The sequence below is a fragment of the Brucella sp. BE17 genome (genome assembly GCF_039545455.1).
Taxonomy (GTDB): Bacteria; Pseudomonadota; Alphaproteobacteria; order Rhizobiales; family Rhizobiaceae; genus Brucella.
The window spans coordinates 487554-504520 of the sequence record NZ_CP154467.1; the positions used below are offsets into that span (position 1 = coordinate 487554).

Genomic DNA, 16967 nt, shown 5'->3' on the forward strand with positions numbered 1-16967 from the left:
TATTTCAGTATTGGTCGCGCTAGCTTTTATCTTCTTCACAACCCATTAGAGGGACGTGGAAAGTATTGCGGATAGAGGCGGCTCGGTTTTTCTGAACAGTTTCTGGCGTCTCATTAAGTGGATTTCCGTCTCGATTATGCCGACACGATCATCAGTGTCGGCGCATTGAAGTAAGCCTGGCACGGCGTCTGCCGGTCAAGTGATAAATGTGGGCATCGGCTGTTATAAAAGCTCAGATATCGGCTGATGCCAGCACGTGCCTCGGCCACGTTTTGTAGGCGCGAATGTAGACCTCTTCATATTTGATCAAGCGTCACAGCCGCTAAAAAAAGACATTGTCGCGTCGAGAGCCTTTCCCATCCATCGAGTTGCAATCTCGGCATTCTTCAACACGCCGGTGAACTCAGTGGAAGTGAACTGCAAGCCCTGATCAGTGTTGAAGATGTCCGGCTTGCCGTAACGGGCAAGTGCCTCTTTAACCGCCTCATTGCAGAAATTCGCCTCCATCGTGATCGAAAACCGCCAGGACAGAACCCCGGCGGCTTATCCAATTCACGACAGCGCAAAGATAGACGAAGCCTCGCGCTATGGGGATATAGGTCAGGTCCATGGCCAGACCTGAATAGGGCGAGTGACTGCCAGCTTGCGAAGAAGATATGGATAAATCCTGTGTCCAGGCGCTGTCATGACACTCATCCTTTTTACTTGGAGCTGCCGCCAAGCACCCCGGCAACGAATGCCTTTTGGAACAGGAGGTAAGCGAGCAGGATCGGGCCGATGGTGATGATTGTCGCCGCCATTAGTGTTCCGTGTTGCACCTGAAAACCGCTGGTCAAGGCATTGAGCGCCACAGTGACCGGGCGGGCATTGTCGTTATTGGTCAGCGTCATGGCGAACAAGAGGTCGTTCCAGATGGCGCGGCTCTGAATGACGCTGAGGGCGGCAAGTCCCGAGCTGGATGCCGGCAGCAGCACCTTATAGAAGTACTGCGCGTGGCCACAACCATCGAGCATCGCTGCTTCGAACATGGACCGAGGCACCGAAGCAAAAAAATTGCGCATGAAGAAGGTGCAGATCGGCACGCCATAGGCCACATGCACCAACCACATGCCAGGGATCGAATTGTAGAGCCCGAGAGTTCGCATCAGCGAGAACAGCGGAATCTGAACGATCTGGTATGGCACGAGCATGCCGGTGAGCAGGAACATGTAAATGATGAAGCCCAGTCGCCCCTTGATCTGCGCTAAAGGATAGGCGGCGATGGCTCCAACTAGCACCGAAAGCGCAACGCCTGGCACTGTGATCATAAGACTGTTGGCAAAGGTAGCACCTAACCGTCGCCACGCTTCGGCATAGTTGGCGAAGGTAGCAGACCCGGGCAGTGACAACACGTCGAGCACTTCCGCCGGAGTTTTGAGCGAAGTGTTGATTGCGACCAGAATAGGAACGGCCATGATAAGACCGATCACCAGAGCCAGGCCATGTTGCAACCAGGATGCTCTTTGGTCAATTGTCATTGGAAGCTTCCTCCACGCGGCGGGCCATGTAGATAATGAATGGCAGGATCACTGCCGCTGATACGAAAAGCATTAAGACCGCAATGGCACTGGCCTCGCCCATCTTGAGGCGACCAAAAGCCACGTCGAACATCTGTGTCGCCAGAACGTCGGACGAGTAGGCGGGGCCACCTGCGGTCATTGCCCAGACGATGTCAAACAATCGCATGGCGTCGACGCTGGACATACCTAGCGCCACGGCGGTGGACGGCCACAGTAGCGGAAATGTAACCTTCGTGAACGTCTGCCACGCATTGGCGCCATCGATACGTGCGGCTTCGAGACATTCGCGCGGCAGATTCTGCAATCCAGCAAAGAAAACGATGAACGAGAAACCCACAGACCACCAGGCCGCCGACACCATTAGAGAATAGGTGACGATCGCAGTGTCTCCGATCCAGTTTTGCGCTAGAAAACCTAGGCCGACTTCGTTCAGAACGCGGGTAATGAGGCCCGCGCTGGGTTCGTAGAGCCAGCGCCAGATCGCAGCGACGGCCACTGGCGGCAGAGTGTAGGGTAGGAAATAGACGAATTTGGCGAGGCTCTTGCCATACACCAGTGAATTGGCCAGAAGGGCTAGGCCCAAGCCAAGTCCGGTCGGTACCAGAACGTAAAAAATCAACCAGCGCAGATTGTTGAACAGAGAATTGTGGAAACGGCTGTCTTGCAGCAGCGCCATGAAATTGGCGAATCCCACTTCGGTTCGTACCGGCGACAGGCCATCCCAGCGCTGTAAGGCTAGCACAAAAGTTTCAAATACTGGGTACAGATAGAAAAGACAGAACATGCCCATGGGCAAGGCCAGGAAAAGCGCATAAACGCGCGTTGAACCGCGCTGCCAGGGTGCCGGACTGTTTTTCGCCATGTCGATTGCTCCGATTAGGGCCGGGCGGCGGGCCGCCGTAAGTTGCGTGCAGGACGGGCATCCTGAGACGGTCGCTACCTTTCACCTCTAGGGATGCCCGGGGATTACCAGGTTATGAAAAGGCCCTGGTCCCTGGCGGACAAGCGTAGATTTTCCAGCGTCTGGATGACCGATTCCATCGTGGCGTCGCTTGGGTCGGCCGCGAATCGTTCAATCTGAACGCCAAGCTCGGAGCCAAGTTCGGTGGGAAGCAGGAAGAACAGGTTCGGCAGCACCGCGCCATTCGCCTCGGCAGCCATCATGGTTTCGTAGGTCTTGACGCCGATGGCGTCGTAGATGTCCGTTGGCGTCTCAAGGTTGGCCGCGACCGACCCCTTGTGGACATTGAACGCCGCTTGACCATCAGGGCTGGCGGCCGCGCGTAGGAAGGCGTCGGCTGCGGCATTGGACGTGTCGGTTCCGCTCGGGGTTGCGATAGCATCCACCTGGATCACAACTGCGCCACCGGTGCCTGGAGCCGCAAAGAAGTCGTAGTCGGTGACGGGCTCGAGCCCCACATCCTTGAAATAGCCCGAAGCCCAGTCGCCCATCTGATAGAATACAGCGCGGCCTGCAACGACGTCATCGGCGCCTTGCGGCCAGCTCTTACCCGACCAGTTAGCGATGTAGTGCTTGGCATAGGTGTCGCGATAGGTGTTCAACGCAGTTCGGAATTCAGGACTGTCAAAAGACAAATCGCCGGAACCAAGTTGGAAGTAACCTTCAGAGCCAACAGCGGCGATCAGTGGCACGTAGAAGTTGTAAAGACTCCAGAACGGCCCGCCGGCATTTGCAAGACATCCTTTTCCGGCCGCTTCAATGGTTCGGCAGGCGGCCTGTAGCTCTTCGAAAGTGCTTGGAAGCTCAATGCCGAGTTCGTCCACCAGCGCCTTATTGTAGAAGATATTGCTGATGGCATGCATGTTGAGCGGTACTGCATAAGGAACGCCATCCACTTTCATGACGCGTTGCAGGCCGATCGGGAAAATACGGTTGCCGCCGAACTCATCCCAGAGAGCGGAAATGTCGCGCAGCTGACCAGCATCGGCAAAGGTTTTTAGTTCATATCCCATAGCGCTTTGATAGGCCGCGGGAGGCGTTCCCCCCAAAAGCGCCGTCTGAAGCTGGCGACGCAACTCAATCGCGCTGCCCGGGAAGTCCTGGCCAACGATTGGTGTGTCCGGGGACTGCTCGTTGGCAACGGCAAGCATTGCTTCGACTGCATTGAGCTCGGCCCCGCCGCCCCAGTAGTGCCAGACCTGGCTTGCGTCCTGGGCGTAAGCCGTCCCACACATCAGTCCGCACAGGGCGGTTGCAGCTCCAAATTTCATCATTCTAAAATCTCCCTTGACTTGAGGATCTTTTTTTCTGATCCTAGGAAAAATGATAGCGACGATAATTGGAAACTGTCAAGCGCCAGCGACATTAAGTGGTGAAACAAAATAAAAATTAGGATTCTATTGATGAAAATAAACATAATGGCGACATTATATTGAATAGTTTTTATCTGTTGATTAATCTTTTTATTAATTTGATTATAATAAGATATAAATTATAGGTTAATACTAATTTGTAAGTATTGAAGATTTTATATGTGTATTTTTGTTTTCTTTTAATTGAGAATTGGAGGTGTCTATGTCGGTTTTTGGTGTTAATTAATTTGAGTATCGGATAAAAATAATCAGAGAAAGTAGGAGTGGATGATCAGAGAAAGCAGGGGTGTTGCCGGGTCGCATTCGTCGGTTTTACGGCGAGCCAATTCCATTGCGATCTTTCATGCCATTCGCTTGAATCCTGGTATTTCCCAGCGCGAGATCGGTGACCGCACCGGCATCGATAAGTCCACCATCTCCGCAGTTATCAATCACTTTCATAGCTACGACCTGCTTGAACGCGTTTCGGGTGAGACGCGCAAGGGTAGGGGGCGACCGACCGAGGGATTTCGTATCAAAGGTGAGGTCGGGCTTATTTTAGGGATCGATATTACCCCGGAGCGCTTGGTCTTGATGTCTGCCGGTCTCGATGGGCAGCCGCTTCATACCAGTGAATATCCTGCTCTGCTGAGCGAAGAAGAATTTGCAGACGGCGTTGCGTCTGCGGTTGCTGATCATCTGAAGGTCAGTCGCAAGGACCTAGTTGACCTGCGCTCCATCGGCGTCTGTCTGCCGGGTCTGATCGATCGCAATGGGCGGCTGATTTCATCATCCAATTTTCACTGGGGTTCGGTGGATGTCGCGGGGGAATTGAGTGCCAGATTTGGCCAGCGTGTCTGGGTCGATAATGATGCGCGCGGTGCCGGCCTTGCCGAGCGTCTGTTCGGCTGCTGCATCGATGTGGACGACTATGTTTTCATCGACTCCCATTCTGGTGTCGGTGGTGCGCTCTATCTCGAAGGGGGTATCTATGCTGGCTCCTTGGGCATTGCAGGCGAAATCGGCCATACCAAAATCGTGCCGCATGGACGGCTATGCCAATGCGGCGACGGTGGTTGTCTGTCCGCCTATCTTTCCGGCCCAGCCCTGCGGGACAGCTTTCGTGGCTCCAATCTTGTTGTGCAGACCTTCTCCGATATGAAAGCTCTGGCCGACGAGGGCAATCTGCACGCTTTAAGTGTGCTCGATGAAGCCGGAGAAATCCTGGGTTTCGCCTTGTCCAATTTCATCAATCTTTTGAACCCGCCCAATATCGTGATCGGCGGTGGGCTGGCTGTGCTTGCTTCGCATCTTATGCCGCCCGCCGAGCGTATTCTGCGCCGCCATGCGCTGCCCGAGGCGCTCGTTCACTGCACTATTCTGATCTCGGACCTGTCCCAGCAGCCTCATTCGCGCGGGCCTCTGGCTGTGGCGTTACAGGGGCTTTCTCAACTCAATTCTGACGGACCATTCCCATGGTAAAGTTTTGTTTCCAAGGACTATTTCATGACTAGCTTGCGAATTGCTATTGTCGGTCTCTCGGTGGAGTGTCTGATTGAATCTCCGCTCAAGACCCACCTCGCGGACATGCAGATCTATCGCGGCCAGGATATGATCGACGCCAATCTGTGGATGGTGCGTGGAGTGGTGCAGCGGCTGGCTGAGGAAGAGTTTGCAGAGGCGGTCCCGCTGATGTGGGCCACGGCCCTTCCGGGCGGCTCACTGACTGCCGACAATTATGCCGCCCTGCGCAAGGAAACCATCGACCTGCTACGCGCCAATGGTCCTTTCGACGGCGTGGTGATGGTCAATCACGGCGCGCTTGAGGTGGATGGCATCAAAGTTCACCCTGACAGCGATTTTCTTAAGGCTGTGCGGGAGGTTGTCGGACCCGATGTACCGGTGGCGGCATCCCTTGATCTCCATGGTCACATAAGCCCTGGTTTCGTTGAAAACATCACCGTCATCGGAGCCCTGCGCACCGCACCACATCGTGATGATCGCGAGGCGGGCTATCGTGCGACAGATCAGTTACTGCGTGTGCTTCACACCGGCATTAAGCCCCGCATTGCCGCCGTTCGTGTGCCAATCCTTATTGCGGGCGAAGCCGCGGTTACCACGACCGAGCCCGGTGCAAGTCTTTATGACAGCCTCGATATCTACGATGCCCGCCCTGGCATCCTCGAAGCCAATATTTTTGTTGGGTTTGCATTTAACGATGTGCCGTGGGGAGGCATGGCAGCTGTCGTTACCAGCGAGGGAGATGAAGAGCTGGCGCGCGCTACTGCCCACCAACTGGCCAATGACATTTGGCAGAAGCGCCACGATTTCGTGTTGCGCATGGAGACTGCCAGTGTTGCTGATGGGCTGACACGCCTCACCGAAGCGTCAAACGGGCAGATTTTTGTCAGCGACTCGGGCGATAACACCACAGCTGGCGCGCCGGGTGACCTGACCGGCGTTTTGCAGGCTGTGCTCAATCTGGAAAGCCGGCCCAAGGCAGTGGTGGCAGGAATCACGGCACCCGGTCTCGTGCAGCAGGCGCTGGACGCGGGTATTGGTTCGAGCATCGAAGTGGTCCTGGGTGCCGAACATGTCAGTTCGGTTGGCACCAGGATGCGTGTCAAAGGGGAAGTCATCAATGGCGGTCCGGAGCTCCATCTTTCTGGCTTTCAGCCTTATCGCAGCGTCGAAGCCGCCTGGGCCGCCATCCGTTTTGGGGATGTGGTAGCCACCTTCCACGCTTGCCCGATTGGGATCACCACGCCTGAGCACTTTGATTCCATGGGCCTAAATCGGTCCGACTTCAACGTTTTCGTGGTCAAGCTGGGATATTTGCATCCGCGTCTCGAAGACATTGCCAGCCGTCATATACTGCTGCTGAGCGAGGGCACTGTCTCGCTCGATCTCGAAAACCGCGACTGGCAGCACGTCCAGCGCCCCGCCATTCCCGCAGACTCGAATTTCGACTGGTCCGCGGCCCGATCCACCTACACCGGCTGACAGCCACATCCCGACCAACCATTGCCGAAAGGGCTCGATATGACCGTCGTCCTCAAAGAAATATCCATTCCTGATTTTGGTGTCCCTGCCGTTCGTCCTGCTATTCCCGCAGTAACATATGAAGCGCGGGTTGCTGCGCTTGTCGAGAAGGCAGACAGTGATTGGGTCGTTGTCTATTCCGACCGCGAACATCAGGCCAATATTGCATTTCTCACGGGTTTCGAACCGCGCTTCGAAGAGGCATTACTGCTTCTGGGCCGTAACGGCGAGCGCATCATCGTCACCGGTAATGAGAGCATCGACTACACACCCGTCAGCAGGCTGCCCGGCTCGCGGGGGGTGCTTGCGCAGTGCTTCAGCCTCATGGGGCAGGATCGCACAAAGGCCGCAGATCTGATCAAGGTGCTGCGCGATTGCGGGATAGCCACAGGCCAGTCCATAGGTCTGGTTGGGTGGAAATACCTGTCCGAGGCTGAATGGAGCGGTGAAGCGCCAACATTCTTTGTGCCATCTTTCGTTGTCGATAGTCTGCGCGTAATCACTGGTTCTTCCAGCAGGATCAGCGATGCGACGGCTCTGTTAATGAGTCCGGTCGATGGCTTGCGCGCAATTGTCGATGCCGATGAAATTGCCCAGCTCGAATGGGCCTCCGCTCGCGCGTCTGTCGCTGTCTGGAAGGTTATGCAGGGCGCGCAGCCGGGTATGAGCGAGCTCGAATGTGCATCTTTGATGGGCTATGCAGGCGAACCACTCAATTGTCACGTGATGATGAGTGGTGCGAGCGCGCCCGATAGTGTTATCGGCCTGTCCAGCCCATCTGCCCGACCGATCAACAATGGCGACGGCGTGACCATCGCTGTCGGATATTGGGGCGGTCTTTCCTGCCGCGCCGGTCTTATGGCCGACGATGATGATGCCTTCCTCGCCAAGGCCAAAGCCTATTTTGGCGCCCTTCGCACTTGGTATGAAACCGTCGATATTGGTGTGGCTGGTGCAGATATTGTCAGCGCCGTCGAGGAATCATTGGCACCGTCTGGCCTGCGTCCCGCACTCAATCCCGGCCATCTCATCAGCCACGATGAATGGATGAACAGTCCAATTCGTCCCGGTTCGGCCGAGGTTATCCAGTCAGGCATGGCTTTCCAGGTCGACATCATCCCCACGCCAATGGCCGCGGGGCAGGCCCTCAACTGCGAAGATGGTGTTGCGATAGCCGATGCTCAATTGCGTGCCAGGATGGCTAAGGATCACCCGGAAGTCTATGCGCGTATGCAGGCCCGCCGGGACTTCGTGCGTGGAGTGCTTGGCATTTCGCTAAAGGACTGCATCCTGCCTCTGTCCTCCACGCCCCTTTGCCTTGCCCCATTCTGGACAAAGCCTGGCCAGCTGCTAGCAGCGGCCTGATCGTAATAGGGAGAAACACCATGGCTAACGTCAATATAGACGACCTCCGGAAGTCCTATGGGGAGATTGAAGTCCTCAAGCGCATCAATATCGACATCGCCGATGGCGAATTTCTAATACTTGTCGGTCCGTCCGGTTGCGGAAAGTCGACGCTGCTGCGCTCGATCGCCGGCCTTGAGGGTATCACATCTGGCCACATTCGCATTGGTGAGCAGGATGTGACTGATCTTCCTCCCAAGGGGAGGGATGTGGCCATGGTGTTTCAGAACTACGCCCTTTATCCACATATGAACGTGGAGCGAAATATGGGTTTCTCGCTAGAACTCAAAGGTGCGCCGCGCGCCGAGCGGGAAAAAGCCGTTGCCGTAGCTGCGGACATTCTGGGGCTGACGCCTCTGCTCAAGCGCTATCCCCGACAATTGTCAGGTGGGCAACGACAACGTGTTGCCATGGGTCGCGCCATCGTGCGCGATCCCAAGGTGTTTCTCTTCGACGAGCCATTGTCGAATCTCGACGCCAAGTTGCGCGTTACCATGCGCTCGGAAATCAAGCAGTTGCACCAGCGTTTGGGCAGTACCATCGTCTATGTCACCCATGATCAGGTTGAAGCCATGACTATGGCCGACAAGATCGCTGTTATGCATGGCGGTGTCGTTGAGCAATTGGGTACGCCGCAGGAGCTCTACGAATGTCCTGCTAATCGATTCGTCGCCACTTTTATCGGTTCGCCCTCCATGAACCTGATCGTCGGCGACGTTATAGATGAGGCAGATCAGATGGTGTTCAGGACTGGCGCTGGGTCACTCCCTCTCGCAAAAACCAATGCTGCTCTGGCGGGGGCAAGGGTGGAACTGGGGGTACGGCCGGAAAATTTCGTGCTTGCTGATGAAGGCCTGTCGGGCACCATAACCCAGATCGATCCAATGGGCGCTGAACAGCACTTGTTCATTGATATCGGCGGAACCCAGCTTGTCGCAATCGACCGCTCCAGACTGGATAATGCTGTGGGCCAGACAGTCACTGTCGGCCTGGGTAGCCATGCCCCGCATTTCTTTAATCCCCAGGATGGACTGCGTATCGTACACTAAGTCATTGGCCCGCTGGCTAAGTTGGCCAACTTCAGGTCCATTCCAGAGATCATCAACCCCAATCTCTACCATTCTCTGCGATGGATCACTAGCCTTTCTATGCTTGTCTACCGGCTGGGGATAGTCCAGTGGTATTGTTTCGTTTAGCACTTAATTGTAAGAATGCGCCGGTTCGGTTGTAAGTTGGTAAAGCGGACGCGGTTATCTCCCATCATGTGACCTTGCAGCATTCGCAGCATCTCCGGACAGGTGCGCTCCGCCATGGCACAGCCCCCTGACAGAGGTGGGACCGAAGCTCGATAGGGACGGGGTCTCCCGTCAATGCCTCGAAGCCGACGATACCGCACTTAAGCCATGTTGCGAGTAGCACCGCAATCCTGGTTGACGGAGGAAGCAAGCCGCAGGACACTGTGCAGCCTGTTAAGGTCAGATAGCTTCTTCTTGTCGGAATACAGTACACCGCTCGGTGTGCCAGCGCTGCGCCAATTGATAGCCCGCCGATTGTAGGAGCGAGGCGTCGAAGCGGCGACCGATCAGATCATGCTGACCGAAAGCGATACCCAGGCCATCGATCTGCTTTGCCGTTTCCTGCTCGAGTCAGGTGATACGGTCCTCATAGATGATCCCTGCTACTTCAACGTCAAGGCGTTGTTGCGAGCCCATAGGGCGCGTCTGGTCAGCGTGCCGTATACGACACTGGGCCAGACGCCACAGCGCCCGCCATCATACTGAGCGGACACCGGCCACGCCTCTACATTACCAATTCCGGCATCCACAATCCGACTGGCGCAACACTATCCCTGGTCGTGACTTGTCGCGTTTTCAAGCTGGCTGAAGGGCTTATTCTGACCATCATAGAGGACGATATTTTCGCGGGCTTCGAAGACAGTCCGGCACCGCGCCTTGCAGCGTTTGACAGGTTGGATCGAGTGATCCAGATCGGTAGTTTCTAGAAGGCGCTCTCTGCCGTATCGCGTTGTGGCTTGCGCCATCTCTCGAAGAAATGAAGGTGATACGAGCGGCGGCGTCTTCCCGAAAGATCAAATGGGATGACCGTTGGTTTTTCGAACCGGCGATGATCCCCATCCCCACCGTACAGGGAGGGTGAGTGTGTGAGCAACTCCCGTCTCAAATCTTTCTATCAACGTTGGGAACGTCTTGAGGAAGCCCAAAAGGCCACCGGGGACGATCTGAAAGGGCTTTTTGCAGAGATGAAAGGCGAGGGTCACGACACTAAGGCTGCTCGTGTTGAGTAATTAATTTTTCTCGGTTCTCAGAAAAGAATTTAGGCCACCTCAATAGCGCCGACCTAATCTCGCGTGCAAAAAGGTTGCGCCATGACAGCTTGATCAATCATTCTGCATTGGCCGATTAATTTGTTCATGTACCTGAAAGGACAGTCTTACAGAGGCAGTTAGTTCTAGTGTAGAACACGATAGGGCGGTTCGGGATTTAGATGTCCTATTTCAGGCGTTGTTTTCCGCCGCTGATGCCATAATTTTCTAAGAAATTGAACAATTCCGTAAGGAAAAAATGAAATGAATATATGCGTTTTCGTTTACGCTAAAACTCAGGAAGCAGGGACTGTTTCCGGCCCCATATTAAGATCACTGTTGAACTACCTCATTAAGAATGGGCTAGCGGATGAGGCACCGGAAGCGACATTTAATCATACAAGTGGTAGAACAACCCTGATCAACACGAATAGATTGGGCGATGTCTGGTCATTGCCCCCTTTCTGGGAAGACAATACAGGTGCTGTTTCTCTTTCCACACTTCCAATGTCTGTAGATACGGCTCTCTCTCGCCATGATTTTCATGCTGACATCAAAGCGAGGATAAAGAGCCCTAAAGCTCTTCGCTACCTACTTCCTCCGTTTATGGGTTCATATCATCTGGATGGCGTCAGCGGAGTATTCACAGATGCATTAGGAATCGGTCGAGCGTACATGCTCGAAAGTGACTTATTCTTTGTAGCGTCAAACGCAATTGCTCCATGTCTCTTCTTCGACAGCGAGTTAGCAGAGGAAGATACTTATGCGTGGCAGTTGTTTTCGGGGTTTGGATGGTTTACGGGGACTCATCCCCGTTCAGGAGGGTGAGGCGTATTCCGCCAGCCACACATATATTCTTCAACCGGGATAGACGAAAGAATAAGACTAATTATGCGCGATATGAGGATTATTTCGACGCTCGTGAGGCTGACAGTTCGTTGTTCAAGACAGCGCAAGCCGAAATGCGGACAGCCGCCCAGAATATTACCGCGCTCGCCAGTCATCCTCCAACACTGCATCTTTCAGGTGGAAGAGATTCGCGTTTAACGAGCGCAGCCTTTCTCTCCCTAAGTACCCCATTTAGGGTGCTAACTTTTGGCGATGTCTCCGCAGAATCGGAAACCGCAAAGCAGTTAGCGGAGCTTGCCGGTGAACGTGCGCAGCACGAAATCATTAAGCGCGGGACCGATTCAATGGAAGAAATGACGATTTCTCAACGGCAAACCATATCAATGGCTATATGGGACGGCGACATGAACCCAAACCGTCTATCCCAAAGATTCATTAGCCCAGCCCCTGTGCGACAGCTTACTATTACAGGAGGTGGCGGCGAAATCGCGCACGGCAACTATTACGCATCACGGGCAATGCTGGATCGGGTACAAAAACTTACGCGCCGAACCGATCGACTGGTCTCAGCGTTCACTGGTTTGGGGGTTTCCCTCGATGCTGCCGGAGAAGTGAAATCCTTCTGTGACAGCTTGTACGAAGATATGGCGAGGCTAGGTTTAGCTGGCCCAACGATGCTTGATGCCTTCTATCTTACTGAAAGGTTTCGTCGCTGGGTTGCGGCAGGACACAACACTTCAAGCCCTTTGCTGTTCGGATCGCCGTCTTTTGTTAGATACTCAATGGACCAAACGCCAGACGCTCGGTTAGCCAATCAGGTTCACTCGGATTTCATTAGCAACCTTATACCAAATTGGAGAGGTGTCCCCTTCTTCAAAGCTAAACCAAGTGACAGGGATGAAAAACTAGAGAAAGGGCTGCGTATTTGGCAGGGTGAGCGATCCGAGGAATTCTTCGACGTTTTGCTTAAAGCTACGAATGATCCTTTATGGGATGGTCGGTCGGTTCTCGGAGCCGCCGTAGAGGTCCTTAGAGGCAACTCTCAACCACGCATGGAATCAGTCTTCCAACGAGTACTTTGGAGACAAGGGTTTATTACCCATATGAACGCATTGAACCGTGATATCCAAAAGGCGTGGGACCCTATACGAGAGTCGTCGCAGGCATCGCCCACTCAGCCGCGAATCCTCTCGCGTTTGAAATTGCGACGGTCTCCCTCCACTCGTTAAACTGTGATGTTCGGCGGGTTCGAAACGACGCCGGTAGCCGTATTCTGGAACTTCTCCCCAGTCACTTGTGACAAATCATTACCCCCAATTTGTGAATTGCCAGCACCACTTGTCGCCTGAATCCCATTTAAGCCTCCAATGTCATTGAACATTACCTTGCTTCGTAAGCCTTCGGTGCGTATGCCGGTGCCGGTCGTACCGCTAATATTGAAACTAATTTTGGCTCTAAGGTAAGCGGTGTCTCACTCACACCTTGGCGGTATAATTCCATGGCAATAGTTGGTCGATTTGGCTCTGCTTATGGCCATTGACGATTGCGGTGAGCGTAGCGGTCAGCCATTTCTGGGGATCGATTGAATTGAGTTTGCATGTTTCGATCAGTGAGGCGATCGTAGCCCAGTTATGAGCGCCTGCTTCATGACCTGCGAATAATGCATTTTTTCTGTTCAATGCTATTGGCCTTATTGTTCTTTCGACGCTGTTGTTATCCAGTTCGACGCGACCGTCAGACAGAAACAGGCACAAGCCGTCCCAGTATTTAGCGATGTATCTCAACGCCTCGCCCAATGGCGCTTTTGCCGAGACGCGTGCTCGGTGATGCGCAAACCATGTTTGCATATCGATGATCAGCGGCTTTGATTGTGCCTGACGAACCGCGAGCCGCGCTTCTGAGGTGAGCCCGCGCAATTCAGCCTCGGTCTTATAGAGTTCGCTAATCCGCTTTACACCGTCTTCAGCAATCGGGGACGAGCCTGTGCGCGTAATCTCAATAAGCTTTCGACGCGCATGAGCCCAGCAATAAGCCAATTGTATATTCGGACCAACACGATCTGGCGCGACCAACCGATTGTAGCCCGCATAGCCATCCACTTGCAGGATACCGTTGAAGTTCTGCAATATCTGTTCGGCATATTGGCCAGATCGTCCGGGCGCATAAGTGAAGGCGACACCGGGCGGGGCATTGCCGCCCCATGGTCGGTCATCCCGCGCCAAAGCCCAAAAATATCCTGTTTTCGTCTTTCCTGATCCGGGTTCAAGAACCGGTGTACGCGTCTCATCCATGAAGAGTTTGCTTGATCGCTTCAGATCAGAAATCAGCGCTTGAAAGACAGGGCGCAGCTCAAAGGCTGCCCGTCCTACCCAGTCAGCCAGTGTCGAGCGATCTATGTCGATGTCCTGACGGCCCATAATCTGGGCCTGACGATAAAGCGGAAGATGGTCCGCATATTTGGAAACCAGCACATGTGCGACTGTTGCTTCCGTCGGTAAGCCTGACGGGATCAGTCGCGCTGGAGCGGGTGCTTGCACAACACCATCAGTGCAAACGCGGCATGCATATTTTGGACGATGCGTGACAATGACACGGAACTGCGCAGGGATCACATCCAGTCGCTCAGAAACATCTTCGCCAATGCAATGCAGACAACCACCGCAGGTACATGTCAGGCTTTCCGGTTCTATCACTTCGTCGATACGTGGCAGGTGCTTTGGAAGAGAACCGCGATTGATGGCACGTGGCTTTGAGGCAGGTTTGGTGGAAGCTGTATGGAAAAAGGGCGGGTTGCTGGAAATGATGGAGGAACCCATGGGCGACAGACAAATGATGGGGATGAACATCGACATGAAAATGAGCCTCGGCAACATAATTACCATTCTAACAGTCGTTGTCGGGATATCAGTTTCTTATGCAGTCATTCGAGAGGGTGTTGATCGAACCAAGATCGATGTCACAAAACTGGAAACACGCATCGACCGGCTGGAAACCCAGAATGGCGATGTGCGCGACCGTATGACAAGAATGGAGGTCACGCTTCAAAACATGGCGATCAATATAGATCGTGTGGCGCGATTCGTTGACACAACAGAACAGCGTGACAATGAACGAAAAAATGCGCGCTGATTGGCAAGAAAAAGGTGAAGGGCAGAAGTGGGATTCTACAATAGAATCAACGGGCATTTTGGGCTGGTAGGTGAGGGAATCTCGTAAGCTAACACAATGGCTAATGTATTGAATTAATACGATAAAAATCAAAAAATAATGGGAATATATGGTGGGCGATGAGAGACTCGAACTCCCGACATCTTCGGTGTAAACGTGGCGCTCGCATCATAAGTCATTGATATTTATTGGTATTTTTCTGATTTGATGCTCGTTGGTTCCCTGTGTGTTCCGTTCATTCGGTGGCAGGTGGTGGCGGTAAAAGCCCGTTTCGCTTTTGTCACTCACCTTCCTGTTTTTAAGATAATGAATGACAAATTCATGGCTCGTATATCACCGGAGAGATAGACACGCCATCTGGACAGTCCCCATCCTCTGACGGCCGAAAAGTAGTGCCGCCGCAGCCGAGGCACCGATACATATCGAGACTGGCGCGAGTATGACGAAGTTGCTCATCTGCAGGCAGGCTGTCGATCCACGCGTTAGACTCCGCAACCTGTCGCTCGGCTTCTGCTCGTGTTTTTGCACGGCTAACACGCCCGCACCTAATGCAGGTCACATCAAGAGGATGAGCCGTGGTTGGCTTTCCCGTGAAAACAGACAGATGCGGTTTTCTCATAGCAGCGCCTCCCATTTTCCGCTCCGAGCCGCTCTCTTCACTTTTTCCCGCAGCATGCCGAGTTCTTCGTCAGTTGCACTCTCGACAACAGGGATCAGCTCCAGAGGCCCATCAGTGATGTCGATGAGGTCGAGGATAGCTTTTCTTCTCTCGGCCGCCAGATCGGCTCCTGAAGCCGTTTCTGCGACTGGCGCTGGCACCTGTATATTCTTGTTCGGATTTCGCGACTGGATACGACCCGCTCTGCCGGAAGTGAAGCTTTCATCGATGGCGACTTGATGGTACGGGTGATGGTGCCCGTAATGCTTTTTGAGCGTTTTCTCATCGATAGACAGGTAGCCTGCAATGTCGGAGGTGTTTCCACCTCCCTGCATCAACCAGGTGGCTGCAGTGTGCCGTGTTGAATGACGATTCAGGCCTTTTCTCTCCAGATCGTCTGGCAGCACTTCCTTGAGCATGCGGAAGAATGCAGAAGCAGTACCAACTGGTTTTCCGTTGAACTCAACCAGATATTTAGCACCATTGCGATGCCACCGGCGCATATGTGTGAGCAAGCGTTGAGGAATACGGATGGGGTCGGCCCGTTTGTTATCTGGCACTAACTCGCCTTCCCACGCACGATAAAAGATGCCTCGTTCAAGGTCGATCCATGGACGCCCGTCTTCTTTAATGAAGCTCGCTTGTTCGATGCGATCTGTTCGTGTGCCAGTGTAGCAGGCCGTGAGAAAAAATCTGGCGATGTGACGCTTGGGTCTCGCTTTTGTATAAATAGTCTGACCACGGTTTTCGGCTTTGGCACGCTTCCCAGTATATGAGTACGTGCCTTTTTCTCGATAAGCAGCCCAAACAATTTTTGCAGCTTGCTCGCGTGTATAGAAGCGGTAACGAGCTTTCTGAGGTGCAGGAAGCTTGAAATTGATGCGTGTGTCGGCCATCAGTTCGTCAGCAATAGCAAGCTCTACGGCTGCGCGCAGGTCTTCGAGATAGCGTCTGGTTGTCGATGCGGCATGCTTTTCAGCAAATTCGACGCATGAACGCTTGTTGATGTCAGATACGAACTTTTCGCCCCAAAATGCCAATAGGGCCTCCATCCGTTTGATGAAGTCCCTCTTCTGTTTTGGCTTTGTCTCGAAGCGCGGCCCGACGTCGGCGATGTAGTGATTCAACACGTCCGCGACAGGCACTTCATGAGCCTGCAGCTTCTGTGGCGCACCCTTCAGGATTTCGTGCGAGTGCTTCTTTGTGAAGTAGTCGTTGAGCTGTTTTTCAGCGCCAGCAAGGTCGTCTCGGCCGCATCCCGTGCCAATTTTGAGCTCGCCATCCTTGATGATGTAGACCGCATTGTGCGTGAGTTTTCCGTTCTTGTCGTATCGCTCGCGACGGAGGAACAAATGGGCTGATTTTCTTGGTCTCGACAAATGTGCAGCCACTCCTTTACGGCTCGTTGGGTTGTGAACAAGTTCTTAGAATTCGGTCTCAAAACGGCCAAATGACCGTCCGAAATCGCTCGACGTAGGGTCTTAATAGACACACTTTCGCTCGGTGTCCGGAGTTCAGGATTGATCGTGTAAATCCCATTTAACTCGGGAAGACAGATAGCCTGCTCCAGTTTCAAGAGCGCATCTTCATGCAGATCAGCAGGCACCGCACCGTCGAAATAATCACTGAGGTGAGCCAATTTTTCGAAGAC

At 53.6% G+C, this 16967-nt stretch carries 12 protein-coding genes and 3 pseudogenes; 9 read left to right on the top strand and 6 right to left on the bottom strand.

Features of this window, described 5'->3' with window-relative positions; all coding sequences use genetic code 11:
* Positions 1–134: 134 nt before the first annotated feature.
* The 4 genes and pseudogenes from AAIB41_RS02355 to AAIB41_RS02370 form a co-directional block, all read right to left on the bottom strand.
* Positions 135–681, bottom strand: a pseudogene (locus tag AAIB41_RS02355) (DDE-type integrase/transposase/recombinase); the annotation flags it as partial.
* Positions 682–701: 20 nt separating this feature from the next.
* Positions 702–1517 carry a carbohydrate ABC transporter permease gene (locus AAIB41_RS02360; RefSeq protein ID WP_343314008.1) on the bottom strand — a complete coding sequence of 272 codons (816 nt, stop codon included), beginning with the start codon at positions 1515–1517 and terminating at the stop codon, positions 702–704.
* Complete coding sequence (locus tag AAIB41_RS02365; protein ID WP_343314009.1) at positions 1507–2421, bottom strand: sugar ABC transporter permease; 915 nt, start codon at positions 2419–2421, stop codon at positions 1507–1509. The genes AAIB41_RS02360 and AAIB41_RS02365 overlap by 11 nt, the downstream gene beginning before the upstream one ends.
* A 104-nt stretch (positions 2422–2525) precedes the next feature.
* The gene (locus AAIB41_RS02370; RefSeq protein ID WP_343314010.1) at positions 2526–3794 is read right to left on the bottom strand and encodes an ABC transporter substrate-binding protein; all 1269 of its coding nucleotides are present in this window, start codon (positions 3792–3794) and stop codon (positions 2526–2528) included.
* Positions 3795–4160: 366 nt separating this feature from the next.
* Between AAIB41_RS02370 and AAIB41_RS02375 the strand changes: the two genes are divergently transcribed.
* From AAIB41_RS02375 to AAIB41_RS02410, 8 genes and pseudogenes are all read left to right on the top strand, one after another.
* Complete coding sequence (locus AAIB41_RS02375; protein ID WP_343314011.1) at positions 4161–5354, top strand: ROK family transcriptional regulator; 1194 nt, start codon at positions 4161–4163, stop codon at positions 5352–5354.
* A 24-nt stretch (positions 5355–5378) separates the two neighbouring features.
* On the top strand, positions 5379–6875 hold the full coding sequence (locus tag AAIB41_RS02380; protein WP_343314012.1) for a M81 family metallopeptidase: 1497 nt from the start codon (positions 5379–5381) through the stop codon (positions 6873–6875).
* Positions 6876–6914: 39 nt separating this feature from the next.
* Positions 6915–8279 (top strand): Xaa-Pro aminopeptidase, encoded by a 1365-nt coding sequence (locus AAIB41_RS02385; RefSeq protein ID WP_343314013.1) that lies wholly within the window; start codon positions 6915–6917, stop codon positions 8277–8279.
* Positions 8280–8299: 20 nt separating this feature from the next.
* Complete coding sequence (ugpC, locus tag AAIB41_RS02390; RefSeq protein ID WP_343314014.1) at positions 8300–9367, top strand: sn-glycerol-3-phosphate ABC transporter ATP-binding protein UgpC; 1068 nt, start codon at positions 8300–8302, stop codon at positions 9365–9367.
* A 274-nt stretch (positions 9368–9641) separates the two neighbouring features.
* Positions 9642–10317, top strand: a pseudogene (locus AAIB41_RS02395) (PLP-dependent aminotransferase family protein); the annotation flags it as partial.
* Between the two features lie 162 nt (positions 10318–10479).
* Positions 10480–10623, top strand: coding sequence for a GapR family DNA-binding domain-containing protein (locus tag AAIB41_RS02400; RefSeq protein WP_343314015.1), 144 nt, complete (start codon positions 10480–10482; stop codon positions 10621–10623).
* Positions 10624–10905: 282 nt separating this feature from the next.
* Positions 10906–11469, top strand: coding sequence for a hypothetical protein (locus tag AAIB41_RS02405; protein WP_343314016.1), 564 nt, complete (start codon positions 10906–10908; stop codon positions 11467–11469).
* 134 nt (positions 11470–11603) lie between these two features.
* On the top strand, positions 11604–12719 hold the full coding sequence (locus AAIB41_RS02410; RefSeq protein WP_343314017.1) for a hypothetical protein: 1116 nt from the start codon (positions 11604–11606) through the stop codon (positions 12717–12719).
* A 246-nt stretch (positions 12720–12965) separates the two neighbouring features.
* Here the strand turns inward: AAIB41_RS02410 and AAIB41_RS02415 are convergent.
* Positions 12966–14243, bottom strand: a pseudogene (locus tag AAIB41_RS02415) (IS66 family transposase); the annotation flags it as partial.
* Between the two features lie 61 nt (positions 14244–14304).
* On the opposite strand from AAIB41_RS02415, the gene AAIB41_RS02420 reads away from it, so the two are divergent.
* Positions 14305–14619: a hypothetical protein gene (locus AAIB41_RS02420; protein WP_343314018.1), complete on the top strand. Its 315-nt coding sequence runs from the start codon at positions 14305–14307 to the stop codon at positions 14617–14619.
* Between the two features lie 654 nt (positions 14620–15273).
* Here the strand turns inward: AAIB41_RS02420 and AAIB41_RS02425 are convergent.
* Positions 15274–16707 carry an integrase gene (locus tag AAIB41_RS02425; protein ID WP_343314019.1) on the bottom strand — a complete coding sequence of 478 codons (1434 nt, stop codon included), beginning with the start codon at positions 16705–16707 and terminating at the stop codon, positions 15274–15276.
* Positions 16708–16967 lie beyond the last annotated feature (260 nt).